Origin of the sequence: Nocardiopsis sp. NRRL B-16309, from assembly GCF_001279585.1 — a bacterium.
Lineage (GTDB): Bacteria > Actinomycetota > Actinomycetes > Streptosporangiales > Streptosporangiaceae > Nocardiopsis.
The window spans coordinates 18,493-43,037 of the sequence record NZ_LGEC01000085.1 but is presented as its reverse complement, the minus strand read 5'-3'; the positions used below and the strand labels follow the sequence as shown (position 1 = coordinate 43,037).

The 24,545-nt window shown below is 73.7% G+C and carries 24 protein-coding genes; 7 read left to right on the top strand and 17 right to left on the bottom strand.

Annotated elements, in window-relative coordinates; translation table 11 throughout:
- Positions 1–135: 135 nt before the first annotated feature.
- Genes ADL05_RS19240 through yjfF form a run of 3 tightly spaced genes read left to right on the top strand, consistent with a single transcriptional unit; the run spans position 136 to position 3,676 of the window.
- Complete coding sequence (locus tag ADL05_RS19240) at positions 136–1,683, top strand: sugar ABC transporter ATP-binding protein (protein WP_053618382.1); 1,548 nt, start codon at positions 136–138, stop codon at positions 1,681–1,683.
- A complete protein-coding gene (locus ADL05_RS19235; RefSeq protein ID WP_053618381.1) occupies positions 1,680–2,687 on the top strand; it encodes an ABC transporter permease in 1,008 nt (335 codons plus the stop codon). Before ADL05_RS19240 ends, ADL05_RS19235 begins: the two co-directional genes overlap by 4 nt.
- Entirely contained in the window at positions 2,684–3,676 is a 993-nt protein-coding gene (gene yjfF, locus ADL05_RS19230) for a galactofuranose ABC transporter, permease protein YjfF (protein WP_053618380.1), read from the top strand. The genes ADL05_RS19235 and yjfF overlap by 4 nt, the downstream gene beginning before the upstream one ends.
- A gap of 51 nt (positions 3,677–3,727) precedes the next feature.
- Here yjfF and paaI read toward each other — a convergent pair whose 3' ends face one another.
- From paaI to ADL05_RS19180, 10 genes are all read right to left on the bottom strand, one after another.
- Positions 3,728–4,102 (bottom strand): hydroxyphenylacetyl-CoA thioesterase PaaI, encoded by a 375-nt coding sequence (gene paaI, locus ADL05_RS19225; RefSeq protein WP_053618395.1) that lies wholly within the window; start codon positions 4,100–4,102, stop codon positions 3,728–3,730.
- A 29-nt stretch (positions 4,103–4,131) separates the two neighbouring features.
- Positions 4,132–5,232, bottom strand: coding sequence for a 1,2-phenylacetyl-CoA epoxidase subunit PaaE (gene paaE, locus ADL05_RS19220; protein WP_053618379.1), 1,101 nt, complete (start codon positions 5,230–5,232; stop codon positions 4,132–4,134).
- Positions 5,233–5,234: 2 nt separating this feature from the next.
- Positions 5,235–5,801: a 1,2-phenylacetyl-CoA epoxidase subunit PaaD gene (paaD, locus tag ADL05_RS19215; RefSeq protein WP_053618378.1), complete on the bottom strand. Its 567-nt coding sequence runs from the start codon at positions 5,799–5,801 to the stop codon at positions 5,235–5,237.
- The gene (gene paaC, locus ADL05_RS19210; protein WP_053618377.1) at positions 5,795–6,676 is read right to left on the bottom strand and encodes a 1,2-phenylacetyl-CoA epoxidase subunit PaaC; all 882 of its coding nucleotides are present in this window, start codon (positions 6,674–6,676) and stop codon (positions 5,795–5,797) included. Before paaC ends, paaD begins: the two co-directional genes overlap by 7 nt.
- A gap of 10 nt (positions 6,677–6,686) precedes the next feature.
- Positions 6,687–7,001: a 1,2-phenylacetyl-CoA epoxidase subunit PaaB gene (gene paaB, locus ADL05_RS19205; protein ID WP_053618376.1), complete on the bottom strand. Its 315-nt coding sequence runs from the start codon at positions 6,999–7,001 to the stop codon at positions 6,687–6,689.
- Complete coding sequence (gene paaA / locus ADL05_RS19200; RefSeq protein WP_053618375.1) at positions 6,998–7,975, bottom strand: 1,2-phenylacetyl-CoA epoxidase subunit PaaA; 978 nt, start codon at positions 7,973–7,975, stop codon at positions 6,998–7,000. The genes paaB and paaA overlap by 4 nt, the downstream gene beginning before the upstream one ends.
- A gap of 96 nt (positions 7,976–8,071) precedes the next feature.
- Positions 8,072–8,860 carry an enoyl-CoA hydratase-related protein gene (locus tag ADL05_RS19195; protein ID WP_053618374.1) on the bottom strand — a complete coding sequence of 263 codons (789 nt, stop codon included), beginning with the start codon at positions 8,858–8,860 and terminating at the stop codon, positions 8,072–8,074.
- Positions 8,853–9,740 (bottom strand): 3-hydroxyacyl-CoA dehydrogenase family protein, encoded by an 888-nt coding sequence (locus ADL05_RS19190; RefSeq protein ID WP_053618373.1) that lies wholly within the window; start codon positions 9,738–9,740, stop codon positions 8,853–8,855. The genes ADL05_RS19195 and ADL05_RS19190 overlap by 8 nt, the downstream gene beginning before the upstream one ends.
- Positions 9,737–10,486, bottom strand: coding sequence for an enoyl-CoA hydratase/isomerase family protein (locus ADL05_RS19185; protein ID WP_053618372.1), 750 nt, complete (start codon positions 10,484–10,486; stop codon positions 9,737–9,739). Before ADL05_RS19185 ends, ADL05_RS19190 begins: the two co-directional genes overlap by 4 nt.
- A complete protein-coding gene (locus ADL05_RS19180; protein ID WP_053618371.1) occupies positions 10,483–11,718 on the bottom strand; it encodes an acetyl-CoA C-acyltransferase in 1,236 nt (411 codons plus the stop codon). Before ADL05_RS19180 ends, ADL05_RS19185 begins: the two co-directional genes overlap by 4 nt.
- Positions 11,719–11,939: 221 nt before the next feature.
- Between ADL05_RS19180 and paaK the strand changes: the two genes are divergently transcribed.
- The gene (gene paaK, locus ADL05_RS19175) at positions 11,940–13,298 is read left to right on the top strand and encodes a phenylacetate--CoA ligase PaaK (RefSeq protein ID WP_053618370.1); all 1,359 of its coding nucleotides are present in this window, start codon (positions 11,940–11,942) and stop codon (positions 13,296–13,298) included.
- A gap of 84 nt (positions 13,299–13,382) precedes the next feature.
- On the opposite strand, the gene ADL05_RS19170 is transcribed toward paaK, so the two are convergent.
- Positions 13,383–14,183, bottom strand: coding sequence for an SAM-dependent methyltransferase (locus tag ADL05_RS19170; RefSeq protein ID WP_053618369.1), 801 nt, complete (start codon positions 14,181–14,183; stop codon positions 13,383–13,385).
- 144 nt (positions 14,184–14,327) lie between these two features.
- Between ADL05_RS19170 and ADL05_RS19165 the strand changes: the two genes are divergently transcribed.
- Positions 14,328–15,140: a DNA polymerase beta superfamily protein gene (locus ADL05_RS19165; protein ID WP_053618368.1), complete on the top strand. Its 813-nt coding sequence runs from the start codon at positions 14,328–14,330 to the stop codon at positions 15,138–15,140.
- A gap of 204 nt (positions 15,141–15,344) precedes the next feature.
- Here the strand turns inward: ADL05_RS19165 and ADL05_RS19160 are convergent, their stop codons facing one another.
- Both ADL05_RS19160 and ADL05_RS19155 read right to left on the bottom strand, forming a co-directional pair.
- Positions 15,345–16,307, bottom strand: coding sequence for a hypothetical protein (locus ADL05_RS19160; protein ID WP_156365922.1), 963 nt, complete (start codon positions 16,305–16,307; stop codon positions 15,345–15,347).
- 226 nt (positions 16,308–16,533) lie between these two features.
- A complete protein-coding gene (locus ADL05_RS19155) occupies positions 16,534–17,043 on the bottom strand; it encodes a GNAT family N-acetyltransferase (protein ID WP_053618366.1) in 510 nt (169 codons plus the stop codon).
- A gap of 700 nt (positions 17,044–17,743) precedes the next feature.
- On the opposite strand from ADL05_RS19155, the gene ADL05_RS19150 reads away from it, so the two are divergent.
- Complete coding sequence (locus ADL05_RS19150; protein ID WP_053618365.1) at positions 17,744–17,968, top strand: hypothetical protein; 225 nt, start codon at positions 17,744–17,746, stop codon at positions 17,966–17,968.
- A 283-nt stretch (positions 17,969–18,251) separates the two neighbouring features.
- Here ADL05_RS19150 and ADL05_RS19145 read toward each other — a convergent pair whose 3' ends face one another.
- The 4 genes from ADL05_RS19145 to ADL05_RS19130 form a co-directional block, all read right to left on the bottom strand.
- Complete coding sequence (locus ADL05_RS19145; protein WP_053618364.1) at positions 18,252–19,415, bottom strand: oxygenase MpaB family protein; 1,164 nt, start codon at positions 19,413–19,415, stop codon at positions 18,252–18,254.
- 17 nt (positions 19,416–19,432) lie between these two features.
- Entirely contained in the window at positions 19,433–20,485 is a 1,053-nt protein-coding gene (locus ADL05_RS19140) for a polyprenyl synthetase family protein (protein WP_053618394.1), read from the bottom strand.
- Positions 20,478–20,726: a hypothetical protein gene (locus ADL05_RS19135; protein WP_231640817.1), complete on the bottom strand. Its 249-nt coding sequence runs from the start codon at positions 20,724–20,726 to the stop codon at positions 20,478–20,480. The genes ADL05_RS19140 and ADL05_RS19135 overlap by 8 nt, the downstream gene beginning before the upstream one ends.
- A 603-nt stretch (positions 20,727–21,329) precedes the next feature.
- Positions 21,330–22,727, bottom strand: a complete 1,398-nt coding sequence (locus ADL05_RS19130) for a GH1 family beta-glucosidase (protein ID WP_053618362.1) — start codon at positions 22,725–22,727, stop codon at positions 21,330–21,332.
- 134 nt (positions 22,728–22,861) lie between these two features.
- Here ADL05_RS19130 and ADL05_RS19125 point away from each other — a divergent pair, with 134 nt between their 5' ends.
- Positions 22,862–24,406 carry a hypothetical protein gene (locus ADL05_RS19125; protein WP_053618361.1) on the top strand — a complete coding sequence of 515 codons (1,545 nt, stop codon included), beginning with the start codon at positions 22,862–22,864 and terminating at the stop codon, positions 24,404–24,406.
- The last annotated feature ends 139 nt before the right edge of the window (positions 24,407–24,545 follow it).

Here is a 24,545-nt window from a genome sequence, read left to right as displayed (position 1 = left end):
CCCCGGCGGCGCCCCGGCCGGCGGGCACCCCCCGCACCGCCGCCCGCCGGGCCCCGCCGGTGACCGACCCCGTTCCCCGGCGGCCCTGGCGACAGCGGCGCCGGGGAACGCTCACGACGACGAAAGCAACGGGCCATGACCGATTCCCCAGCGCCACCGACCGACCCGGTGGTCGACATCCGCGGCATCACCGTCGACTTCCCGGGCGTGCGGGCGCTCTCCGGCGTCGACTTCCAGCTGTTCCCCGGCGAGGTGCACGCGCTGATGGGCGAGAACGGCGCGGGCAAGTCCACTCTGATCAAAGCCCTCACCGGCGTGCACCGCCCGACCGCCGGCGAGATCCGCCTGCACGGAGAGCGCGTGGAGTTCACCGCACCCGTGCAGGCGCAGAACGCCGGGATCAGCACGGTCTACCAGGAGGTCAACCTCTGTCCCAACCTGTCGGTGGCGGAGAACATCCTGCTGGGCCGGGAGCCGCGCCGCCTGGGCGCCATCGACACCCGGGCCTGCCGGGCCCGGGCCGCCCGGCTCCTGGAGCGCATCGGCCTGTCCATCGACCCCGGCTCCGGCCTGGACAGCCACCCCATCGCCGTCCAACAGCTGGTGGCCATCGCCCGGGCCCTGGCCGTGGACGCGCGGGTCCTGGTCCTGGACGAGCCGACCTCCAGCCTGGACACCGACGAGGTCGCCGAGCTCTTCCGGATCGTGCGCCAGCTGCGCGACGAGGGCGTGGCGATCCTGTTCGTCTCGCACTTCCTGGAGCAGGTGTACGAGATCGCCGACCGGATGACCGTGCTGCGCAACGGCGCGCTGGTCGGCGAGTACCTGCCGAGCCGGACCGACCGCCTGGAGCTGGTCTCGGTGATGCTCGGCCGCGAACTGGGCGTACTGGAGGAGGTCGAGCGCCGCTCCGAGGACCGCGCTCCCGGCACCGAGCCGGTCCTGACCGCGCACGGGCTGGGCCGCTCGGGGTCGATCGCCCCGTTCGACCTGGAGATCCACGCCGGCGAGGTGGTCGGCCTGGCCGGCCTGCTCGGCTCCGGGCGCACGGAGATGGCCCGGCTGCTGTTCGGGGCCGACCGCGCCGACACCGGGACGCTGAGCGTCGGCGGGCGGACCGTCCGCCCGCGCGGTCCGCGGTCGATGATCGCCCGCGGCGTGGCCCTGTGCTCGGAGGACCGCAAGGCGGAGGGGCTCATCGCGGACCTGACCGTGCGCGACAACCTCATCCTGGCCCTGCAGGCCGCGCGCGGATGGATGCGCCCGGTGTCCCGGCGCGCGGCCGACGCGCTGGTGGCGGAGTACATCGACAAGCTCGACATCCGCCCCGCCGATCCGGGCGCCGTCATGAGCACCCTCTCCGGGGGCAACCAGCAGAAGGTGCTGCTGGCCCGCTGGCTCGTCACCCAGCCTGACCTGCTCATCCTCGACGAGCCCACGCGCGGCATCGACGTCGGCGCCAAGGCGCAGATCCAGAAGGTGGTGGCCGACCTGGCCGCGGACGGTATGGCGGTGCTCTTCATCAGCGCCGAACTGGAGGAGGTGGTCCGGGTGTCGGACCGCGTGGTGGTCCTGCGCGACCGTCACAAGACCGCCGAACTCACGGGCGACGCGATCAGCGTGGACGACGTGATGGGCGCCATCGCCGCGCACGACGGCCAGGGCACGGCGGTGGCCTCATGACGCGGCACCCGCTCTTCTGGCCGGTCGCGGCCCTGGTCGGCCTGATCGTACTCAACGCCGTGGTCAACCCCTCCTTCCTGGAGGTCCGGATCCAGAACGGAGCGCTGTACGGCGGTGTGGTCGACATCCTCCGCAACGGGGCGCCGACACTGCTCATCGCGGTGGGGATGACCCTGGTGATCGCCACCCGCGGCATCGACCTGTCCGTCGGTGCGGTCGCGGCGATCGCGGGCGCTATCGCCTGCTCCTGGATCGCCGCGGGCGGGGACGCCCCCACCGCGATGCTGCTGGCGCTGGCCGTGTGCGTCCTGCTGGGCCTGTGGAACGGATTCCTGGTCTCGGTGGTGGGCATCCAGCCGATCATCGCGACCCTGGTCCTGATGACGGCCGGGCGCGGCGGCGCGATGCTCGTCACCGAGGGCCAGATCATCACGGTGGACGACCCGGTCTACCGCCAGATCGGCGCGGGCTTCGTGGTCCTGCCGATCGCGATCCTCATCAGCCTGGGCGTGCTGCTGGCCGTCGCCGCGCTGACCCGCGGCACCGCCCTGGGCATGCTCGTGGAGTCGGTCGGCACCAACCCGCGGGCCAGCCGGCTGGCCGGGGTGCGCTCGCGCCGGATCGTCTGGACGGTGTACGTGTTCGCGGGGCTGTGCGCGGGTGTGGCCGGCCTGATGATCAGCTCGAACGTCAACGCCGCCGACGCCAACAACGCGGGCCTGTGGATCGAGATGGACGCGATCCTGGCCGTGGTCATCGGCGGGACCTCGCTGGCCGGCGGGCGGTACTCGCTCACCGGCACCCTGGTGGGCGCCCTGGTGATCCAGACGCTGACCACGACCGTCTACAGCATCGGCGTGCCGCCCGACGCCATCCTCGTGTTCAAGGCGGTCGTGGTGATCGCCGTGTGCCTGCTGCAGTCCCCCCGCACATCCGAGCTGTTCCGGCCCCGGCGCCGAGCCGAACCCGCCGACACCCGCGCCCAGGAGGTGGCCGCGCCATGAACGTCCTGGACGTCCGACGCGTGAAGGACCGCGTCGACCGCATCCCCCGCCGGTTCCTGCCGGTCATCGCCACGTTCCTGGTGTTCGTCCTGACCTTCGGCACCGGGTCGGTGCGCTACGAGGGCTTCGCCTCGCCCCAGGTCATGACGAACCTGTTCGTGGACAACGCCTTCCTCATCGTGCTCGCGGTGGGGATGACCTTCGTGATCCTCACGGGCGGGATCGACCTGTCGGTGGGCGCGGTGGCGGCGCTGTCGACCATGATCGCCGCGGCCACGCTGGAGGCGGGATGGCCCCCGCTCGCCGCGGCCCTGGCCGTGCTCGCCTCGGGCACGGCCCTGGGGCTGCTGATGGGGCTGGTGATCCACTTCTTCGACGTGCAGCCCTTCATCGTCACCCTGGCGGGCATGTTCCTGGCGCGCGGGCTGTGCTTCCTCATCAGCGTGGAGTCGGTCTCCATCACCGACCCGGTCTTCCGTGAGCTGGCGACGGGCACGATATCGCTGGGTGAGGGGGTGACCCTGACCTACAGCGTCCTGATCGCGCTGGCCGTGGTCCTGGTGGCCGTGTACGTCCTGCACCTGACCCGGTTCGGGCGCACGGTGTACGCGGTGGGCGGCAGCGAGTCCTCCGCCCGGCTGATGGGGCTGCCGACCGGCCGGGTCCGGGTGGGCGTCTACGCGGTGAGCGGGTTCTGCTCGGCGCTGGGCGGTCTGCTCTTCAGCCTCTACATGCTCTCCGGCTACGGACTGCACGGGGTCGGCATGGAGCTGGACGTGATCGCCGCGGTGGTCATCGGCGGCACCCTGCTGTCCGGCGGGGTGGGCTACGTGGCCGGGTCGGTGGCGGGCGTGCTGGTGCTCGGCACCGTGCAGACCATCATCTCCTTCGAGGGCACGCTCAGCTCCTGGTGGACGAAGATCGTCATCGGGGTGCTGCTGCTGGTCTTTATCATCTTCCAGCGGATGATGATGCGCCGCCCCGGCTGACACGTCGGGAGGGAGGGCCGGGGTACGCCCCGGCCCTCCCTCCCGGTGCCGTCATCCCCCGTTGAGGGTGCGGCTGCGGCCGCGGAACTCGGCGACGACCTCCTCGCCCCGGCGGACGGTGACGTCGTAGAGGCCGCTGCGGCCGAAGACCACGCGTTCGGCGGCGGTGGCCACCAGCAGGTCGCCCTCGCGCACGGGCGCCACGAAGGTGATCTCCGCGCCCGAGGCGACCGTCACCCCGCGGCCGTCCGCGTTGCAGGCGCACGCGAACGCGGTGTCGGCCAGCGTGAAGACGAACCCCCCGTGCGCGATGCCGTGCCCGTTGACCATGAGCGGGCCCACGGCCATCTCCACGGTGGCGGTGCCCTCCCCGAGGCCGACGAGCCGCATCCCCAGGTTCTTCGACGCGCGGTCGGACTCGAACATCCGCCGCGCCGCGCTCTGCTCCGCCCCGCTCACGAGTCGAAGTCCACGGTCAGGGTCCCGGTCTCGGGCAGCGACTGGCAGGCCAGCGCGTACCCGGCCGCGACCTCGTCGTCGCTGAGCGCGTAGTTGCGGCGCATGCGCACCTCGCCCTCGCGGACCCGGACCCGGCAGGTGCCGCACACCCCGCCCTTGCAGGCGAAGGGCAGGTCGGGGCGGTAGCGCTGGGCGGCGTCCAGGACGGGTGTGTCCCGCGGCAGGGTCAACGTGCTGGTGCGGCCGTCCAGGACGACGGTGACCTCGGTGGCCGGGCCCTCCACGCCGGGTTCCTCGTGGCGCGCCTGCGGCGGCGGCTCGTCGCCCTCGACGAAGAACAGCTCCTGGTGGACGCGCTCGCGCGGCACGCCCCGGCGGGCCAGGACCTCCTGGGCGTCGGTGACCATGCCGAAGGGGCCGCACAGCCACCAGTGGTCGGTCGCGTCGGGGGCCACGATCGTGGACAGCAGCGCGTCGAGCTTGGCGGCGTCCAGGCGGCCGGTGAACAGCTCGGCCTCGCGCGGCTCGCGGGAGAGCACGTGCACGAGTTCCAGGCGGGCCCCGAAGGCGTCCTTGAGGTCGGCCAGCTCGTCGGCGAACATGACCGTGTCGCTGCGCCGGTTGCCGTAGAGCAGGGTGACGTGGGAGTCGGTCGCCCGCAGCAGGGAGGCCGCGATGGACAGCACCGGCGTGATGCCCGAGCCGGCGGCGACCATCACGTGGCGGCCGGAGGCGGTCAGGTCGGGGCTGAACCGCCCGGTGGGGGTGCCCACCTCGATCTCGTCGCCCGGCGCGACCTCGGTGACCAGCCAGGTCGAGAACAGGCCGCCGGAGACCAGGCGCACACCCACGCGCGGCGCGTCGCCCACGGGCGCGCAGATGGAGTAGCTGCGCCGCTCCTCGGCCCCGTCCACCACGCGGCGCAGGGTCAGGGACTGACCGGGCGCGAAGGCGAACTCCTCGGCCAGGTGGTCGGGGACGTCGAAGGTGACGGCGACGGCGTCGTCGCACAGGCGCTCGACGGCGGCCACGCGCAGGCGGTGGAACGCCGCCGCGCGGCGCGGCGGCGCGGGCGCGTCGGTGACGGGTGTGGTCACGGTCAGATCTCCTTGACGTGCTCGAACGGTTCGAGGCAGGACCGGCAGCGGTGCAGCGACTTGCAGGAGGTGGCGCCGAACCGGGACAGCTCCTCGGTGTCGGCGGCCCCGCACAGCGGGCAGCGCGGGGCGGTACGGGTGGGCAGCAGGGTCAGCGGCACCGGGCCCGGGGCGCGCCGCGGCGCCCGCCCGGGCGGGGAGATGCCGTGCTCGGCGAGCTTGGCCCGGCCCTCCTCGGTGATCCAGTCGGTGGTCCAGGCAGGGGAGAGCGCCATGCGCACCCGCACGCGGTCGAACCCGGCCGAGCGCACGGCCCGGTCCACGTCGGCGCGCATCTCGGCCAGGGCCGGGCACCCGGAGTAGGTGGGGGTGATCCACACCTGGACGGTCCCGTCCCGGTCGAGGTCGACCCCGCGCAGGATGCCCAGGTCGGCCAGGGTGAGCATGGGCAGCTCCGGGTCGGCCACGGCCGCGGCCGCCGCCCGGGCGCGCTCGGCGGCGGTCCGGTCCCCGGCGGTCGGCCCGGCGTGCGCGGCCGCACGGCCGGTCTCGTGCGCTGTGGTCACCATGTCGCCTCCGGGTGCTCCCGGGCCACCCGTTGGAGTTCGTCCAGCAGGGGCGCCAGGTCGGGTGTGTGGCGGCCGTCGCGGCCCGCCACGGCCGGCTCGGGGAAGGGCGCGGGCGCGGCCAGGGTCGCGGTGGTGAGGACCTGGGCGAGCACGCCGTGCACCTCGTCGGCGAGCGCGGAGGGGTCCACGCCCGCGCCCTGGGCGGCCAGGCGGGCCTCGACCGGGTGGGCGGCGAACAGCTCGCCGGTCAGGGGCCACACGTCGGCGACGGCGGCGGCCATGCGCTCGTGGGAGTAGGGCGTGCCGTCGCCCAGCCGCAGTGTCCAGGACACCGCGTACTCGCGGTGGTAGGCCAGTTCGTTGACGGCCTTGGCCGCGATGGCGGACAGCACCGGGTCTGCGCTCTCGACCAGGCGGGTGAACACCGCCAGGCGGGCGGTGGAGAGCACCAGCAGAGTGGCCACCGCCCGGGCGAAGTCGCCGCGCGGGGCCTCGGCCAGGTGGACGTTGCGGAACTCGGCCGGTCCCCGCCCGTAGGCGAATCCGTCCTCGTCGCGGCCGGTGCCGTCGGCCTGCCCCGCACGGGAGAGCAGCAGGCGCGCCTGGCCGAGAAGGTCGAGCGCGATGTTGGCCAGGGCCACCTCCTCCTCCAGCTCGGGGGCGTCGGTGACCCAGTGGACGAGGCGCTGGGCCTGTACGAGCGCGTCGTCGCCGAGCATCTGGCAGTACAGCGCCAGGTCGTCGCCGTCGACGCCCTCGGGCAGGGTGGTGTCCACGCCCGCGAGGGCGTCGGTGAAGCCGGTGCCGAAGGCCCAGCGGTCGTCGCCGCCGTGTTCCTGGCCCAGGACCGAGTAGATGTGGTCGTCGCCGCTCATGGACCGTTCCTTAGATGTGCGGGACATCGTCGGGGATGGAGTAGAAGGTGGGGTGCCGGTACACCTTGTCGCCGCTGGGCGCGAAGTAGGGGTCCTTCTCGTCCGGGCTGGAGGCGCTGATGTGCTCGGCGCGCACGACCCAGATGCTGACGCCCTCGTTGCGGCGGGTGTAGAGGTTGCGCGCGTTGTGCAGCGCCATCTGGTCGTCGGGCGCGTGCAGGGAGCCCACGTGGACGTGGTTGAGCCCCCGCTTGCCGCGGACGAAGACCTCGTACAGGGGCCACTCGGGCCGGGACGCGTCCGCCGTGCCGTGTTCGGTGCTCATACCGCGGCCTCCCGGTCGCTCTGGTGCTTGGTGGCGTAGGCGGTGGCGGCCTCGCGGACCCACGCGCCCTTCTCGTGGGCGGCGCGGCGGCGTTCGATCCGCTCGGCGTTCTTGGGGCCGCTGCCGGAGATGACCTGCTTGAACTCGACCCAGTCGGGTTCGCCGAAGTCGTAGCGGCCGCGCTCCTCGTTCCAGGCCAGCTCGGGGTCGGGCAGGGTGACGCCGAGCTTGTCCGCCTGGGGGACGGTCATGTCGACGAACTTCTGGCGCAGGTCGTCGTTGGTGTCGCGCTTGACGCGCCAGGCCATGGACTGCCTGGTGTTGGGCGAGTCGGCGTCGGGCGGTCCGAACATCATCAGCGACGGCCACCACCAGCGGTCGACGGCGTCCTGGACCATCGCGCGCTGGTCCGCGGTGCCCTCCATCATCCGCATGAGCAGTTCGTAGCCCTGCCGCTGGTGGAAGGACTCCTCCTTGCAGATGCGCACCATCGCGCGGGCGTAGGGCCCGAAGGAGCTGCGGCACAGCGGGACCTGGTTGCAGATCGCGGCGCCGTCGACCAGCCAGCCGATCACGCCGACGTCGGCGAAGGTCAGCGAGGGGTAGTTGAAGATCGACGAGTACTTCTGGCGGCCCTCGATGAGCCGCGTCGTCAGGTCGGCGCGGTCGACCCCGAGCGTCTCGGCGGCGGCGTACAGGTACAGGCCGTGCCCGGCCTCGTCCTGGACCTTGGCCAGGAGGATGGCCTTGCGGCGCAGGCTGGGAGCCGAGGCGATCCAGTCGCCCTCGGGCTGCATGCCGATGATCTCGGAGTGGGCGTGCTGGGACACCTGGCGCACCAGGGTCCTGCGGTACCCCTCGGGCATCCAGTCGCGCGGTTCGATGCGCTGGTCGGCGGCGACCTTGGCGTCGAACTCCGCCTGGTGGGCCTCGTCGGAGCCCGAAGGCGCCGGGTCGGCCGTCACGGTGGACATTGCTCTTACCCCTTCATAACCGAACGTTCGGTCAGTAATTAGTATCCCTGGATTCCCCCGCTCGGGCAAGTACCGGGGCGGGGGAATCCGGGCTGGTCAGCTACCGGTGAAGGTCGGCGCCCGCTTGTCCAGGAACGCCTTGACCGCGCCCGCGTGGTCGGCGGTCACGCCCAGCTGGTTCTGCAGGTCGGCCTCCTCCTCCAGCAGCTCGGGCAGCTCCTGGGTGCCCGAGGCCGCCGCGCGCACCTCGCGCTTGGCCGCCACGAACGCGCTGGTGGGGCCCGAGGCCAGCCGGAGCGCGACCTCGCGGGCGCGCTCGGCCCAGGCGTCGTCGTCCACGACCTCGGTGACCAGGCCCAGTTCCAGGGCGCGCTCGGCACCGATCACGGTGCCCAGCAGCATCATCTCCATGGCGCGCGCCTGTCCGAGCGAGCGCACCAGACGGTAGGCCAGCCCCGAGTCCGAGGCCAGCCCGATCCCGGTGAAGGCGGTGCCGAACTTGGCCCGGCGGGCGCTGACGCGCACGTCGCCTGCGAGCGCGAACCCGAGCCCGGCGCCGACGGCGGCGCCCCCGATCCCGACCACGACCGGCACCTGGATCTCCTCCAGGGCGAGCACGATCGGGTTGTAGTGCTCGTGCACGGTCGTCAGCGCCTGCTCGGGCGCCTCGTCCAGGATCCGGGCGTGCTCGGCCAGGTCCTGGCCCACGCAGAAGGCCTTGTCCGAGCCCAGCAGCAGGACCGCGCGCGCCGTGGTGGACTCCGCCGCCCGCCGCAGCGCCGCCAGCAGCTCCTCCTTGACCCGCCGGGTCAGCGCCGGGGTGTGCAGGCGCACCGTCGCGAGCCCGTCGGCCTCGTCGAACTCCGCCGCCCTGTGTTCACTCACGCTTGTGTTCTCCCTCGTCCCAGGTGTGGAATCCCTGCCCGGTCTTGCGACCGAGCCTTCCCTCGGCGACCATACGGCGCAACAGCTCCGGCGGGGCGAACCGGTCCCCCAGCTCGGCGGCCAGGTGCTCGGCGATGGCCAGCCGCACGTCCAGCCCGACCAGGTCGGTCAGGCGCAGCGGACCCATCGGGTGCCGGTAGCCCAGCTCCATGGCGGTGTCGATGTCGGCGGGCGAGGCCACCCCCTCCTCGACCATCCGGATCGCCTCCAGGCCCAGCGTGACGCCCAGGCGGCTGGTGGCGAAGCCCGGCGCGTCGCGGACCACGATCTCGGTCTTGCCCAGGGCCGTGACCCAGCCGCGCACCGAGGCCAGCACGTCGGGCGCGGTCTGCGGGGCGGTGACGATCTCCACCAGTTTGGAGGCCGGGACCGGATTGAAGAAGTGCGTGCCCAGGAAGCGCTCGGGCCGCGTGAGCGCGGCGGCCAGGTCGGTGACCGACAGCGAGCTGGTGTTGGAGGCCAGGACGGCGCCGGCGCCCACGACCCGCTCGGCGGCGGTCAGGACGGCGATCTTGAGCTCGGGCCGCTCGGGCACCGCCTCCACCACCAGGCCGGCGTCCGCGGGCAGGTCGGCGATGTCGGTGACGGTGCGCAGGCGCGCCAGGACCTGTGAGGGGGCCTCGTCCAGCTTGCCCCGCTCCCGGGCCCCGTCCAGCCCGGCGGCCACCCGGGCCCGCCCGGACCGGGCGGCCTCCTCGGTGGCCTCGGCCAGCACCACGTCGGCCCCGGCGGTGAGGAACTGCTGGACGATACCGGCGCCCATGGTGCCGCCGCCGACGACGGCGACGGTCGCGGGGACCGCCCGCGCGGTGGTGCTCATCGCTTCTTCCCCTCCAGGAACCGGGTCATCCGGTCGTGCTTGTCGGCGCTCTCGAACAGGACCGCCTGCGCCAGGTCGTCGGCCAGCGGGTGCGGCCCGTCGGCGTCCAGGACCATCTTGGTCATCCGCAGGGCCAGGGCCGAGGAGGCGGCCATGCGGTCGATGAGGGCGTGGGCGCGCTCGCGCAGCTCCGCGGCCGGGACGACCTCGGCGACCAGCCCGTGGCGCAGGGCCGTCTCGGCGTCCAGGCGCGTCCCGCCCAGGAGCACCTGCTTGGCCACCGAGGTGCCGACCAGCTCCTTGAGCCGCCAGCAGGCGCCGGCCCCGGCGATGATGCCCAGGCCCGGCTCCGGCTGGGCGAAGACGGCGTCGGGTGTGGCGATGCGCAGGTCGCAGGCGTAGGACAGTTCGGCGCCGCCGCCCAGCGCGAACCCGTCCACGGCCGCCACGGTCGGGGCGGGCAGCCGGGCCAGGCGGTCGAACAGGCGGCTGTTGATACCGGCGAGGGCCTCCTCGCGGCCGCGCTCGCGCAGCTCGGCGATGTCGGCGCCGCCCGCGAACACGGTGCCGTGCCCGGTGAGCAGCAGCGGCCGGGGCGAGGCCTCCAGTTCGGCGCAGACCCGGTGCAGCTCGTCGATCATCCGGGCGTTGATGGCGTTGCGGGCCTCGGGGCGGTGCAGTTCCACCACCAGGCGGTCCTCGCGGCGCTCGACGCGCAGTGCGGTGAAGCCGGGGTGCTCGGTCACGGGCGCTCCAGCAGCAGTGCCTGGCCCTGGCCCACGCCCACGCACAGGGTGGCCAGGCCGCGGGCGGTGTCCTCGCGCTCCATCCGGCCGAGCAGCGTCACGACCAGCCGGGCGCCGGAGCTGCCCAGCGGGTGGCCCAGGGCGATGGCGCCGCCGTCGGCGTTGACGCGGTCCTCCTTGAGCCCGAGCCGGCGCATCACGCCCAGGGACTGGGCGGCGAAGGCCTCGTTGAGCTCGACGGAGCCGACGTCGCCGAGCGCCCAGCCGGCGCGGTCCAGGGCCTTGTGCGTGGCCGGGACCGGTCCCAGGCCCATGATCTGCGGGGCGACCCCGGCCGAGGCGGAGGCGACCACGCGGGCGCGCGGGGTGAGTCCGTGCTCGCGCACGGCCGCGGCGCTGGCCAGCACGAGCGCGCTGGCCCCGTCCGAGAGCGAGGAGGAGTTCCCGGCGGTGACGATCCCGCCCTCGCGGAAGACGGGCCGCAGCGCGGCCAGGGACTCCAGGGAGGAGCCGGGGCGGGGCCCCTCGTCGGCGGTGACCTCGTGCGTCGCTCCGCGCCGCCCGGTGACGGTGACCGGGACGATCTCCGCGTCGAAGCGCCCGGACTCCGCCGCGGCCACGGCGCGCTCGTGGCTGCGCAGCGCGAAGGCGTCGCACTCCTGGCGGGTGAGCCCCTCCAGGACGGCGACCTCCTCGGCGGTCTCGCCCATGGAGAGCGTGTAGCGCAGGTCCTCGGGTGCGGCGCCGTCCGGGACCCCGGCGTCGTGGGCGGCGAAGCGGGGGTTGGTGAAGCGCCAGCCCAGGGAGGTGTCGGCGACCTCGCCCGGCTTGGCCCACGGGGTGCCTGGCTTGGCCATCACCCAGGGCGCGCGGGTCATGGACTCCACTCCCCCGGCCACGACCAGGTCGGCCTCGCCTGCGCGGATGGCCTGGGCCGCGGAGGCCACGGCGGTGAGTCCGGAGGCGCACAGCCGGTTGACGGTGTAGCCGGGCACGGAGGGGTCGAGTCCGGCGAGCAGCGCCGCCATGCGGGCCACGTTGCGGTTGTCCTCCCCCGCCTGGTTGGCGGCCCCGAGGATGACCTCGTCCACGGCCGAGCCGGGCGCGCCCGAGCGGCGCAGGGCCCCGGCCACGGCCGTGGCGGCCAGGTCGTCGGGTCGGACTCCGGCCAGGGCGCCGCCGTAGCGGCCCTGGGGTGTGCGCACCCCGTCGACGACGTAGACCTCGCTCATGCACGACTCCCCTTGTGAGGCCCGGTGGCACACGCCACCGGCACTGGTGATCCCATCGACACCCGTCCTTGACACGGCCGCCGGGCAACTGCGTTAATGCATTAGTAACCGAACGTTCGGTCAGTAAGCAAGTCCGTGCGGCCCGCCCCCGCCGACGACGGCCCGAACGCCCCTCGGGCGCACGTCCGAGGACGCGCGGAGCACAGTACCCGGAGACATCCATGGCAATCCAGGACACCACGACGAAGCCGACCGACGCCGACGCCCCGCGGCGCCTGGGCCGGGCCCCCTCCCCCGCGTCGCTCGACCCGGCCGAGCGGATGAGCGTCGACGAGCTGCGCGACCTCCAGCTCCGTCGCCTGCGGTGGACCCTGGAGCACGCCTACGCCAACGTGCCGCTCTACCGGGCCAAGTTCGACGAGGCGGGCGTCCACCCCGGCGATCTCGGGGACCTGGCGGACCTGCGGCACTTCCCGCACACCACCAAGGCCGACCTGCGCGACAACTACCCGTTCGGGATGTTCGCCGTCCCCCAGGACCAGGTCAGCCGCATCCACGCCTCCAGCGGCACCACCGGGCGCCCCACGGTCGTCGGCTACACCCGCCAGGACATCGACACCTGGGCCGAGGTGGTCGCCCGCTCCATCCGCGCCTCGGGCGGGCGCCCCGGCCAGAAGGTGCACGTCTCCTACGGCTACGGGCTCTTCACCGGCGGCCTGGGCGCCCACTACGGCGCCGAGCGGCTGGGCTGCACGGTCATCCCCGCCTCCGGCGGCCAGACCGCCAAGCAGGTCCAGCTCATCCAGGACTTCCGCCCCGAGGTCATCATGGTCACCCCCAGCTACATGCTGACGCTGCTGGACGAGTTCGAGCGCCAGGGCGTCGACCCCCGCGCCACCTCCCTCACCACCGGCATCTTCGGCGCCGAGCCCTGGACCGAGCGCATGCGCCTGGAGATCGAGGAGCGCTTCGACATCCACGCCGTGGACATCTACGGCCTGTCCGAGGTCATGGGACCGGGCGTGGCCAACGAGTGCGTGGAGACCAAGGACGGCCTGCACGTGTGGGAGGACCACTTCCTGCCGGAGGTCCTGGACCCGGTCACGCACGAGGTGCTCGACGACGGCTCCTACGGCGAACTCGCCTTCACCTCGCTCACCAAGCAGGCCATGCCCGTCATCCGCTACCGCACCCGCGACCTGACCACGCTGCGTCCGGGCACAGCCCGCCCGATGCGCCGCATGGACAAGGTCACCGGCCGCAGCGACGACATGATCATCCTGCGCGGCGTCAACGTCTTCCCCACCCAGATCGAGGAGATCGTCCTGGGCCTGGACGGGCTGGCCCCGCACTTCCAGCTGGTCCTGACCAAGGAGGGCCGCCTGGACCACATGGCGGTGCGCGTGGAGGCCCGCCCCGACTGCACCGCCGACCGGCGCGCGGCGCTCTCCCGGGAGATCACCGCGGCGGTCAAGGACCGGGTCGGCGTGAGCGTGACCGTGGACGTCGTGGACCCCGAGCGGATCGAGCGCTCCGTCGGCAAGTTCCGCCGCATCATCGACCAGCGCCCCAGGGACTGAGCCCACCGGCGGGCGCCCCGCCGGCTGCACGCGCGCGCGTGCGGCCCCGGGCCCGGGAGGGAGCGGGGGCCGCACGCGGACGGTTCAGGCCTTGCGGGCCACGCCGCCGTACTCGGACACCGGCCGGACCTCGCCGACCTCGGTGGGGTCCGGGCGCCACAGCGAGCACGAGACCACACCCGGCTCCAGCAGTTCCAGGCCGTCGAAGAGCGCCGCGATGCCCCGCGCCGAACGGATCGTCAGCTTGGGCGTGCCGCTCTCGTTCCACGCCGCCGCCACCTGGTGGGCGCGGTCGTGGTCGAGGTCGTCGGTGGGGTGGGAGACCACCAGGAAGCTGCCCGGGGCCAGCGCGCCCAGCAGCCGGTCCAGGATCGAGCGCACCTCGGCGTCGTCGGCGACGAAGTTGACCACGCCCAGCAGCATGAGCGCGACCGGCCGGGACAGGTCGAGGGTCCGCGACGCCGCGGCCAGGATCGCGTCCGGGTCGCGCAGGTCGGCGTCGACGTAGTCGGTGACGCCCTCGTCGGTCCCGGTCAGCAGGGCGCGCGCGTGCGTCAGCACCAGGGGGTCGTTGTCCACGTAGACCACCCGCGCGTCGGGGGCCACGGACTGGGCGACCTCGTGGGTGTTGTTGAGCGTGGGCAGGCCCGTGCCGATGTCCAGGAACTGCCGCACGCCCTCGTCGCGGGCGAGGTGGGTGACGGCGCGGACGAGGAACTGCCGGTCGGCGACCGCGTTGTCCACGATCTCGGGGAAGAACGAGCGGATCTGCTCGCCCATCTCCCGGTCCACCGGGTAGTTGTCCTTTCCGCCCAGCCAGTAGTTCCAGATCCTGGCGTTGTGCGGGGCGGAGGTGTCGATCTGGGGAGGGGAGGTCTCGGACACGGTCCTGCTTTCTCGTCGTCGTGGGCCGCGGCACGGCGGTGCGCACCAGTCAACGCCCTCCGGATCCCACCCGGCAAGCACCGAATCGCCCGAATGCCCCACTATTGTGCGAATGTCGCTTCCATCGACCGAAGGGCCGCACCGGTGAGGCACTCCACACCCGAGTTCGCGCGCATCGCCAAGCAGGGCACCGTCCTGCGGTGCCAGGTCGGGTCCACCGTGCACGGCCTGGGCATCGACGGGCGGACCGACCGCGACGAGATGGGCATCTGCGTGGAGCCGCCGGAGTACGTCATCGGCCTGCGCGCCTTCGAGCAGTACGTCCACCACAGCCGGCCCGAGCACACCCGGTCGGGCCCCGGCGACCTGGACCTGACCGTGTACTCCCTGCGCAAGTGGACCCGGCTGGCCCTGGACGGCAACCCCACCGTGCTGCTCCCGCTGTTCGTCCCCGACCACGAGATCGTCACCGCCACCGCGATCGGGCACGACCTGCGCGGACAGCGCTCGCGGCTGATCTCGCGCCGGGCGGGGCACCGCTTCCTGGGGTACCTGCGCGCCCAGCGCGAACGCATGGAGGGGGTGCGCGGCGGCGGGCACACCAACCGGCCCGAACTCGTCGAGCGGTACGGGTTCGACACCAAGTTCGCCTACCACATGGTCCGGCTGGGCGTCCAGGGCATCGAACTCATGGAGACCGGCGCGATCACGCTGCCCATGCCCGAACCGGACCGCTCCTGGCTGCTGGCCCTGCGAAGGGGCGGGCACACCCGCGAGGAGGCCCTGCGGCGCGCCCGCGACCTGGAGGAGCGGCTGGTCCGGCTGTGCGCGACCAGCGACCTGCCCGAGGAACCCGACACCGCCTGGGCCGACCGCTTCCTGGTCGACACCTACCGGCGCGCGTGGTCCGACGGAGTGACGGCGACCCCGCGCGGGGGCCGTGACCGGGCGGGATAGGGTGATCCACCGTAGGGGTCCACGAGGAACGGTAAGGAAACACCATGGTCGGAACAGCCGCGTTCGTGCTCATGATCGTGAGCCTGTCGATGATGATCTTCGCCGGTGTCCTCGCGACGCTGGTCAAGACCCGCTAGGGCCGCTGGAGCCGTTCGACGCGCGTGACGGGTGCGGCCCCGCGGACGCACCCGTCCCGGTCCGGGGCTACTCCGGAACGTCGGTCTCCAGCAGGTCGAAGCGGGCCACCTCCTCGCCGTGGGCCGTGATCACGACCTGCCCGCCGGTGATCTCGTAGCGCGTCGTGCCCGCCTCCGCGACGAAGCCGTCCCCGGTCCGCCGGGCGGGCACCACGACCGGCTCACCGCTGTCCTCCAGGAACTCGCCGAAGTAGGAGAGGCCGCCCTCCCCGTCCTCGCAGAGCACGATGCGGTGCCGCTCGGTCTCGAAGGCCGCCACCAGAACCCCCTCCCCCGTGCCCGGCAGCAGTGCGGCCACCCGCGCGGGACACGCCTGCGGGGCCGCGCCCCCGTCAGCGCCCCGGTCCGGCACCCCGCCCTCGCGGGGCAGCACCCACCACGCGGTCAGCGCCAGCAGGCCCACCACGGCCAGGGCCAGGGCGCGGACGGTGCCGGGCGCTCGCCGGGGCGTGCGCCTGCCGCCCGCTCCGGTCCCGGCGGGACCGCCGCGCCCACCGGAACCGCCGGATCCGCGCCCGGTCCGGGCCCCGCCAGGGGAGGGACCACGGCGCGCCGTCGGCCGACGCGCGGGGACGCCCGCCGTCAGCCCCCACCCGGCCACCCGCGACGTCCGCGGCCGCGCGGTCCTTCCCGGTGGCTCGTCGGCCGGGGAGGAGTCATCGGCCGGAGAGCCGTCGGCCGTGCGCGGAGGTGCGGCCCGCGCGCCCGCGCCGCGCGTCGGCTCCATCAGCCGCACCGGCGGCAGCCCCTCGCCCCCGGCCCACACGCCGTCGTCGTCGGCACGGCCCGCGAACGCCTCGTCGGTGACGGTCGGTGCCAGCAGGTCGCCCGGCACACCGCGCCCGGGCGCGCCCGCGCCGCCGTCCCGGCGCTCGCCCAGGACACGGAAGGTGTCGCACACCATGCAGGCGTGCTTGGCCGCCTCGTTGTAGGCGGCGCACATCGAGCACTGCCAGTTCTCCTCGGGCACGGTCGCACCCCTCAGGCCTCGGTCACCATGGCGCCGACGGGATCCGCCGGACCCTCACCGTACGATCACGCGCGCCGACGCGGCGGCGGAATCAGCACACATCGAACACGCCGCCGCGCCCGGGCACAAGGGCCGGGCGGCACTCACCGCCGTGACATCGGCCGACGCCCAGGGGACTCACCCGCGCACACGTGTCCACCGCCGCCCGTGGCTCGACGGGCTCCCGTCAGACCCCGAAGGGCGGGGCGTAGCGGACGGTGCCGGAGGGCAGCGGGTGGGCCGGGTCCAGGGCGAGCGCCATCAGGGCCTCGTCGGGGACCTCGAAGCCCACCCGGATGCCGTGGGCCGAGGCGCGGGAGAAGCCGAACCGCGGGTAGTAGGGCGGGTGCCCCAGGACGACCACGAAGCGCTCGCCCCGCCCGGCGGCGGCCGCCAGTGCCGCGCGGATGACGGCGGACCCGGCGCCGCGCCCCTGGTGCTCGGGGCGGACCGAGCAGGGGCCCAGGCACAGCGCCGGGACGCCGTCGACGTGGCAGCGGGTGAGCAGTGCGTGCGCCACGACGCGGCCGTCCCCGTCCTCTGCGACGAGCGAGAGCCCGTCGATCCAGGCGGGGTCCCGGCGCAGCGCGTCGACGAGGTCGGCCTCCAGGGGAGTGTCGAACGCGGCGAGCGTGAGGTCGCGCACGGCCGCGGCGTCGGCGGCGGTCTCGGCGCGCGTGGTCCAGGTGGGGCTCATGGACGGTTCCGTTCGTGGTGGCTGCCGCGTGTGTGCGGCGAGGCGGACGGCCCGGAGCGGGGCCCGCGTCCGCACCGCCCTCGGTGGTCCGGGGTACGGACCCGCGGCCGCACGGGAGTGAACGATGGGACACGTCCTGGGCGTTCTCGTCGGGTGGGGGCTCCGATGGTGGGGGGACGGGTGAGCACGGCGTCGTCTCGGTGACGCGGACCTCGCGGAGGCGGGGCCGGGGGCGGCCTCCTCAGGGGCGGGGCCGGGCCGCCCCGTGCCGAGTGGCACGGGGGCACGGCCTCGTACCGCCGGCCTGGACGGCCGTGGTCTGCTCGGGTTCGCAGGAGAGGGTCGGGGCTCGATGGCGTGGCTGGGGTGGACGCGAAGACGCCCCCGGGGACGGCGCCCAGGTCCGGGCTCACGAAAGGCGTCCGGAGCGGCTCGGACGGCCTCGGCGAGGTCATGGCGTTGGCTTCCTTCGGTCGGTGGACACCCAGCCCCGCCGGTCCGGAGAGCGCCGTCAGGATGCAACGGCGCGCCGCTGGCGGACAACCACCGACGCGCCGGCACCCTCAGGAACACGAAGGGCCAGAATTCTCTCTCGGACACTCCGGCCACATCGGTGGGAGCACCTGTGACCGTATCCGGCCGGCGGACGCGGTCGGCGCGCGGCGTTGTCCCGCACCCCCGGCCTCGTTAGGGTGGACGCATGTCGATTTGGTCTCGCGGTGACCGTACGGGCCGGGTCGAGGAAGCCCTGCTGATGCTGGAGGGTCAGGGCATCATCGACGGGCTGGACATCCTGCTCACCGAGGACAAGCCCTACCGTGTGCGGGTCCCCGCCGGGATCGTCCACATGGACGAGGACGAGGCCTCCATGTTCGCGCTGGGCGCGGTGGTCGGCGCCTTCGGCGGCGTCGCCCGCGGCGGCTAGGTCGTGATTTTTTGCAGCGTTCCGGGCTCGCGGCCGCCAGGCCGCCCCTCGCTGCGCCTCTGCACTCGTGCAGCACCACCAAGGCTGAACTTCGCACATCGTCGTGCGAGCGAGGGACTGACGACCGCTCGCTCACCCGAAGCCTTCATAAGAACACTCCCCAAGCCGCCTCCGGCCCGTCCCTGGCCGGGGCCGCCGGTACCGGAAGGCGCGGGCCCTCGAACGGAGCCGCACCGGCCGCCCCGGGAGCGGGGGTGTCCGCCGGGGTCCCACTGGGACGGGCTCAGGAGGGGAAGACCGGGGGTGGCGGGACCCACCGGTCGGCGCGGGACGCGGTGGAGCCGAGGCCGTACTCCTCCCTGAGCCGTTCGGGGACGGCGTACTGCATGACCCTGCCCCGGGTGAGGGAGCTGAGCTCCAGGTGGGTGGTGAGGTGGCCGAGCCGGTCCAGTGCCCAGGCCCCCAGCGGAGAGCGGTCCTCGATGCTCTCCAGGACGCCGAGAAGCGCGGGGGAGGTTCTGACGGCCGTGTCCCAGGCGCTGCGCGGGACCTGGAGCCAGTCGGCGCAGGTGTCGCCGACGAGGTAGCGGATGAGGGCGGCGACCACGGGGTCCAGGAGGGTCCCGGGAACGACCTCCTCGTAGAGGTCGATGAGCTGGCGGGTCAGCCGCGCGCCCTCCTCGGAGGGCCCCATGTACCGGGTCATGTACAGGTCGGAGAACCGACGGGCCTCGTCCAGGTCGGCCGGGGCCTGCCCGGGGCTGATCCCGAGCATCTCGCCGACGACGCGCCAGGCGTAGAAGTAGGACGCCGCCCCCTCGGCCGACATGTGGACGCCCAGGCGGTGCAGGGCGTCCAGGACCTGGATCGAGAAGATCATCAGGCCGCCGATCATGTCCTCCTGGCAGATCGGGGTGCCGAGCGCCTCCTCGTCCCAGAGCCCCTCGCGGCGCATGTGGTAGCGGACGGAGGCGTGCAGGAGGCGCACCTTCTGGACCGCGGGGACGAACCGGCTCCCCGCCTCGAAGGCGTCCGGCTGCATGAGGTAGACGGTGAACTGCCCGGTCTCGGCCATCCGCCGCGAGGGGAACTCCAGGCCGTGGGTGGCGCTGAGCAGCCTGGCCACGTGCGGGATGACGTAGCAGGCGGGCATGGCGGAGAAGGCCAGGGCGGTGGAGACGTGCACGTTGTTGTCGATGAAGAACAGCCGGGCCCGCTCCATCTCGTCCCAGTCGACCCAGGCGGGCGGTGCGGCGGTCGCCCGCAGGTACTCGTGGGCCACGTCCGGCAGCCCCTCGGGCAGCTCCTGCCCGGCCGTGGAGAAGTAGCGCATGAGGGTGTTGAACCTGCCGACCTCCCCGCGCTCGAACAGTGTCTCCACCGTGGTGTCGGCGAGTTCGTCCCCCACGAGCCGTAGCGCTCTCATGGACTCCGGTGTGTGGTGCATGGCATCCTCTCGGCGGCTCAGTACTGTCGGTCCGCGGCCAGGGCCGCCATGTGGGACAGGGCGGTGGCGGCCTCATCGGGCAGACCCGCGCGATCGAGTGCGGCGGTCGCCTCCCGGGTGCGCCGGGTGATCATCTCCTCGACGCGGTCCTGGGCGCCGGTGCGCCGCGTGATCGTCCGGACCGTGGACAGGCCTCCCTCGTCCAGGTCGCGCCGGCCGAGCTGAGCGCGCAGCTCCCGCCGCTCGGCCGCGGTGGCGGCCGACCAGGTCTCGGCGAACAGGACGGTCGGCCGGTCGCCCCGGACGTCGTCCAGGTTCGACTTGCCCGTGCGCTCCGGGTCGCCGAAGAGCCCCAGCAGGTCGTCCCGGAGCTGGAAGGCCTCGCCCAGCGGGATCCCGTAGGCGGTGAAGGCCGCCATCAGGGCCCCCGGAGCGCCGGCCAGCGCGCCGCCGATGTGCAGGGGGTGCTCGACCGTGTACTTGGCCGTCTTGTAGCGGATGACCTGGAGCGATCTGGCTGTGTCCGGGCGGGAGCCGGTGCGCAGGACCTCCAGGCACTCCCCGGCGACCAGCTCGCGGGCCATGACCGACCACGGTCCGCGGGCACGGGCCAGGTAGGCCGAGGGCAGGCCGCAGAGGAGGAACATCTGTCCGGCCCACGCCATCAGCAGGTCCCCGGTGAGCAGGGCCAGGGCGCGGCTCCGGGCCTGGGGCCGGGCCCCGCCGGTGAGCGCCGCTCGCAGGGCGGCGTGCGCGCTCGGAGCACCGTGGCGCGTAGGGCTCTCGTCGATGAGGTCGTCGTGGACGACCGCCGCCGCGTGCACCAGCTCCATCGCCGCGGCGGCCCTGACCAGGGCGTCGCTGTCCGGTTGCCCGGCCGCGCGCCACCCCCAGTAGCAGAACGCGGCGCGCAGGCGCTTGCCGCCGGCCACCGCCGCGGTCAGCTGTTCGGCGACGGGCAGCAGGTCGGCGTCGACGGCGAGGAGGTGCTCGGTCTCCTGCCGCGCGAAGGCCGCCAGCTCCGCGTCCACCCGCGTCCGGAACAGGGCCTGCTCCGGCGGTTCAGGCATCGCCCGGGCCGGTTCCCCGGGAGGCGGCACGACGGGCCAGCAGCTCCATGTGGGACTCGGTCGCGCGGGCGTGCCGCCGCAACGCCAGGCGCCCCCGCTGTCTCAGCTCCTCCCGGCCGTCCTGGGCCAGTGCTGCCAGGTCCGACCGGCCCAGCAGCGCCCCGGCCCTGCGCAGGGCCGTTCCGACGCCTTCGACGACCAGGTCGGCGGCTCCGGCCGCGATCAGTACCGGATCACTCACGCGTTCGCTCTCGGCACCGTCACCGGTGTGCGCCACAGTGTTCCCCCATCCGCGTCTCGGCACGACAGTGATCACGGCTCCGGAGGCCCGATGGAGTCGCGTCGTGGATCCTCTTTCGAGGATCATCTTGGGACATGAACTCATGTGTCAATGCGCTGGTGTGGTCCGGTTTGTTTTGTTGCGGGGCGGAACGCGCTTCTTTCGCCCAGGAAGCAGACAATAAGGATAAGAATCAGACAAGGAGGAGGAAAAAGCCCGTGGCATTCCGTCCAGCAGGAAGGACCCGACCGGGGACCTCGCGTGTGCACCGCCTCCGGTCCGATTTCGTGCCAGGTCGGATGGCCGCGATCGGACAGCCGCAACCCCGGCCGCTCGGATCGACGACGTTCTCCGCATTCCGGTGACCGACGCGGGGAAAGCCGAGTGTTCGTGATGGCTCGGGCGATTTATTCCTTTTGTCGACGGACGGATGCAGGGGTTCGCCCGTCCGTTTCCACGTGTCGCCGTTCCGTTCCGCATCGGAGCCGAACGCGTCGGGCCCCGCATGCCGACACGGGGTCGGCGTGCGGGGCCCGCGCGGAGCGGTGGCTCGCGCCTTCGGCCTCAGCGCGCGTCGGGCTCGGCCTCCCTGCGCGCACGGTGCTCGCGCAGGAAGTCCCGGTACCAGCGGAAGCTGTCCTTGGGGTGGCGCTCCAGGGTCTCGTAGTCCACCCGGACCAGGCCGAAGCGCCGCTCGTACCCGAACGCCCACTCGAAGTTGTCCAGCAGCGACCACACGAAGTAGCCGCGCACGTCGACCCCCGCCTCGATCGCGGCGGCCAGCGCGGCCAGGTGGTCGCGCAGGTAGTCCACGCGCTCGGTGTCGTGCACGCGGCCGTCGGCGTCGGGCCGGTCGTCCTCGGCCGAGCCGTTCTCCGTGATGAGCAGCGGCGGCAGGCCGGGGTAGCGGCGCTTGAGGTCGACCAGCAGGTCGGTGAAGGTGTGCGGGACGACCGGCCAGCCCATGGTCGTGTGCCGCACGCCCTCGAAGGGGACCTGCTCGGTGCCGATGTCGGCGGCGGTGCGCAGCGCCGGGTCGGGCTCGGTGTGCGGGGCGTCGCGCAGCATGATGGGCCGGTAGTAGTTGATGCCCACGAAGTCCAGCGGTCGGGCGATGGTGTCCAGATCGCCCTCGGCGCGGTAGGAGCCGTCGGCCAGGCCCGGCCAGGTCTCCTGCTCGTTGTCCGGGTAGGCGCCGGTGAGGATCGGGTCCAGCCAGGTCCGGTTGTGCAGGGTGCGCGCCCGCTCCACCGCGGCCCGGTCGGCGTCGGAGTCGGTGGCGGGCAGCAGGTGGTCGGGGTTGAGGGTGATGCCGACCTGGTCGGCGCCGGCGGCCCGCAGCTCGCCCACGGCCAGCCCGTGGGCGAGGAGCAGGTGGTGCGCGGCGGCCAGCGCGGGGCGGCCCTCCCGGGTGCCGGGGGCGTGGCGGCCCACGGCGTGGCCCACGAACGCCGAGCAGAAGGGCTCGTTCAGCGTGATCCAGCGGTGCACCCGGTCCCCGAGGCGGTCGGCGACCACGCGGGCGTACTCGGCGAAGCGGTGGGCGGTGTCGCGCGTGCGCCAGCCGCCCCCGTCCTCCAGGGCCTGGGGCAGGTCCCAGTGGTAGAGGGTCAGTGCGGGCTCGATCCCCGCCTCCAGGACGGTGTCCACGAGCCGGTCGTAGAAGGCCAGCCCCTCGGCGTTGACGGGTCCGGCGCCGGTGGGCAGCACGCGCGGCCAGGACACCGAGAACCGGTACAGGTCCACGCCCAGGTCGCCCATGAGGGAGACGTCCTCGGCATAGCGGTGGTAGTGGTCGCAGGCCACGTCGCCGCTCTCGCCGCGCGCGACGCGGCCGGGCGTGCGGGAGTAGGTGTCCCAGATGGAGGGGCCGCGGCCGTCCTCGGTGGCCGCGCCCTCGACCTGGTAGGCGGCGGTGGCGGTGCCGAAGAGGAGGCCGGGGGGCAGGATCGGGTCGGTCATACTGGGCCCTTCGTGATTGGGAGCGCTCCCAATCCTAGGGGACGCCGACGCGGTGAACCGGACCGGGCTCCGAGCCGTCAGACCCTTCGGCGCGCGCCACCCCCGCGACGCGCGACCGGAAGGGAACACCGAGGATGAGCTGGACCGACTACAGCCAGAACACGCGCATCAGGGAGCTGGAGGAGGCCCTGGACTCCGCGCACGCCAGGATCGCGCACGAGCGCCGCCACCTGCGTTCGGAGCTGTCGCAGGTCCGCGGCAACCTGGAGAAGCGGCTGGACCGCGTCTCGGCCACCCTCGACGCGTTCATCGAGCTCAGCGACGTCCGCGAGACCCTGTCGCTGTTCGGCGACGCGGCACGGGCCCGCCACCGCACGCTCCAGATGCTCGACGGCGCCGCCGTGCCCGACCTGCGTCTGGAGGACGTCCCCGACTACTGGCTCGTGCCCGCCGCCCACGGGCTGCACGCCCTGCGCGCCGGCGACACGGCCACCGCCCGCGTGCGCTTCGACGACGCGGCCCGGCGCGACGCCGACCGGGGCCGCGCGTTCGCCGCGCTGGCCACCGCCCTGACGCACGCCGAGCACGCCCGCGCGATCGGCGCGTCGCTGACCGCGGACCTGCTCCCCCACCTGCCGCTGCCCTCCGAGGAGCTGGACCGGGGACGGCGGGCCCTGTGGCTGCTCACCGCGGACGGCTCGTTCGGCGACGAGGCCCGCGAACACCTGCTGCTGTCCACCCTGCGCCACTGGTCGGCCGAGGGCGTCCGGCCCACCGGGTTCTCGGGCCTGGGGGCGGCTCCCCCGTCCGCGAAGCGCGGTGCGGCGCGCGGCCGGCTCCCGGCCGGGGTCGCCGAGCGCGTGGCCGCCGCCCGACGGCTCACCGGCCTGCGCGAGGACATCGCCCGCATCACCGCGCTGGGCAGCGAGGAGGCCTCCGCGCGGGCGCTCGCGCCGGACCGGGTCAGCGCCGACTTCCTGTGGGAGTCGCTGCGCCTGCTGGTGGAGGAGGGCAGCCCCGAGGAGGCCCCGCTGCTGGCCCGCGCGGGCGAGCTGCGCGGCGTCATCGAGGGCGACGCGAGCGGGCAGCAGGCCTGGGACGACCGGGTCGGCACCGTGGAGGCCCTGCTCGACGAGGACATGGTCCGCGACGAGGCGCCCCCGCACCGGCGCACCTTCGCCCTGGTCCTGCAGCGCCCCGCGGTGTTGGACGCCGCCGAGACCCTTCTCGGGGAGGCCACCGCCCCGGTCGAGGACCGCTCCACGGTGCCGGTCCGCGGCACGCGCGTCGCGATCACCTCCCGGGGCGCCGACGCCCAGGACCTCGCGGACCTCGACGCCCGGCTGGAGCGCGAGCACGACTCCGCGTCGACGCCGTCCTTCCTGGGGCCGACCGGACTGGGGCTGACGGCCCTCCTCGTGGTCGCGGCGCTGGTGACCTCGTCCGGGGTGCTGTGGCTGCTGTGCCTGGCCTCGGCGCTGGCCACCGCGGCGGTGTTCGTCACGAACAGGGGCCGCGGCCGGAACGAGGAGGAGCGGCGGGCCGGCCAAAAACGCGCGCGCACGCAGGTGGACGCCGCGGTGGCATCCTGGCGCGCCGCGCTCGCCGAGGCCGAGGGCGCGTCGGCGACCGCCCGCGAGGAGGCCGGACGGATCCGCTCCCTGCTCAACCCCTCCTGAGGGGCGGCCCCCGCTCGGGGCGGGGCCGCTTCCCCCGGCGGGGCACCGTTCTCCCGGCATGGCAGCGCTCATTCAGGCATGGACCGCTTCTCCGGGCAGGGCACGGCCACGCAGGCAGGGTCCGTTCGCCCCGCAGGCC

Bases quoted from the DNA above. Each gene is read 5' to 3' on its own strand.
- ADL05_RS19240 (WP_053618382.1), top strand. From the start codon at position 136: ATGACCGATTCCCCAGCGCCACCGACCGACCCGGTGGTCGACATCCGC.
- ADL05_RS19235 (WP_053618381.1), top strand. From the start codon at position 1,680: ATGACGCGGCACCCGCTCTTCTGGCCGGTCGCGGCCCTGGTCGGCCTG.
- yjfF (WP_053618380.1), top strand. From the start codon at position 2,684: ATGAACGTCCTGGACGTCCGACGCGTGAAGGACCGCGTCGACCGCATC.
- paaI (WP_053618395.1), bottom strand. From the start codon at position 4,102: ATGTTCGAGTCCGACCGCGCGTCGAAGAACCTGGGGATGCGGCTCGTC.
- paaD (WP_053618378.1), bottom strand. From the start codon at position 5,801: ATGGTGACCACAGCGCACGAGACCGGCCGTGCGGCCGCGCACGCCGGG.
- paaC (WP_053618377.1), bottom strand. From the start codon at position 6,676: ATGAGCGGCGACGACCACATCTACTCGGTCCTGGGCCAGGAACACGGC.
- paaB (WP_053618376.1), bottom strand. From the start codon at position 7,001: ATGAGCACCGAACACGGCACGGCGGACGCGTCCCGGCCCGAGTGGCCC.
- paaA (WP_053618375.1), bottom strand. From the start codon at position 7,975: ATGTCCACCGTGACGGCCGACCCGGCGCCTTCGGGCTCCGACGAGGCC.
- ADL05_RS19190 (WP_053618373.1), bottom strand. From the start codon at position 9,740: ATGAGCACCACCGCGCGGGCGGTCCCCGCGACCGTCGCCGTCGTCGGC.
- ADL05_RS19180 (WP_053618371.1), bottom strand. From the start codon at position 11,718: ATGAGCGAGGTCTACGTCGTCGACGGGGTGCGCACACCCCAGGGCCGC.
- paaK (WP_053618370.1), top strand. From the start codon at position 11,940: ATGGCAATCCAGGACACCACGACGAAGCCGACCGACGCCGACGCCCCG.
- ADL05_RS19155 (WP_053618366.1), bottom strand. From the start codon at position 17,043: ATGAGCCCCACCTGGACCACGCGCGCCGAGACCGCCGCCGACGCCGCG.
- ADL05_RS19150 (WP_053618365.1), top strand. From the start codon at position 17,744: ATGTCGATTTGGTCTCGCGGTGACCGTACGGGCCGGGTCGAGGAAGCC.
- ADL05_RS19145 (WP_053618364.1), bottom strand. From the start codon at position 19,415: ATGCACCACACACCGGAGTCCATGAGAGCGCTACGGCTCGTGGGGGAC.
- ADL05_RS19140 (WP_053618394.1), bottom strand. From the start codon at position 20,485: ATGCCTGAACCGCCGGAGCAGGCCCTGTTCCGGACGCGGGTGGACGCG.
- ADL05_RS19130 (WP_053618362.1), bottom strand. From the start codon at position 22,727: ATGACCGACCCGATCCTGCCCCCCGGCCTCCTCTTCGGCACCGCCACC.
- ADL05_RS19125 (WP_053618361.1), top strand. From the start codon at position 22,862: ATGAGCTGGACCGACTACAGCCAGAACACGCGCATCAGGGAGCTGGAG.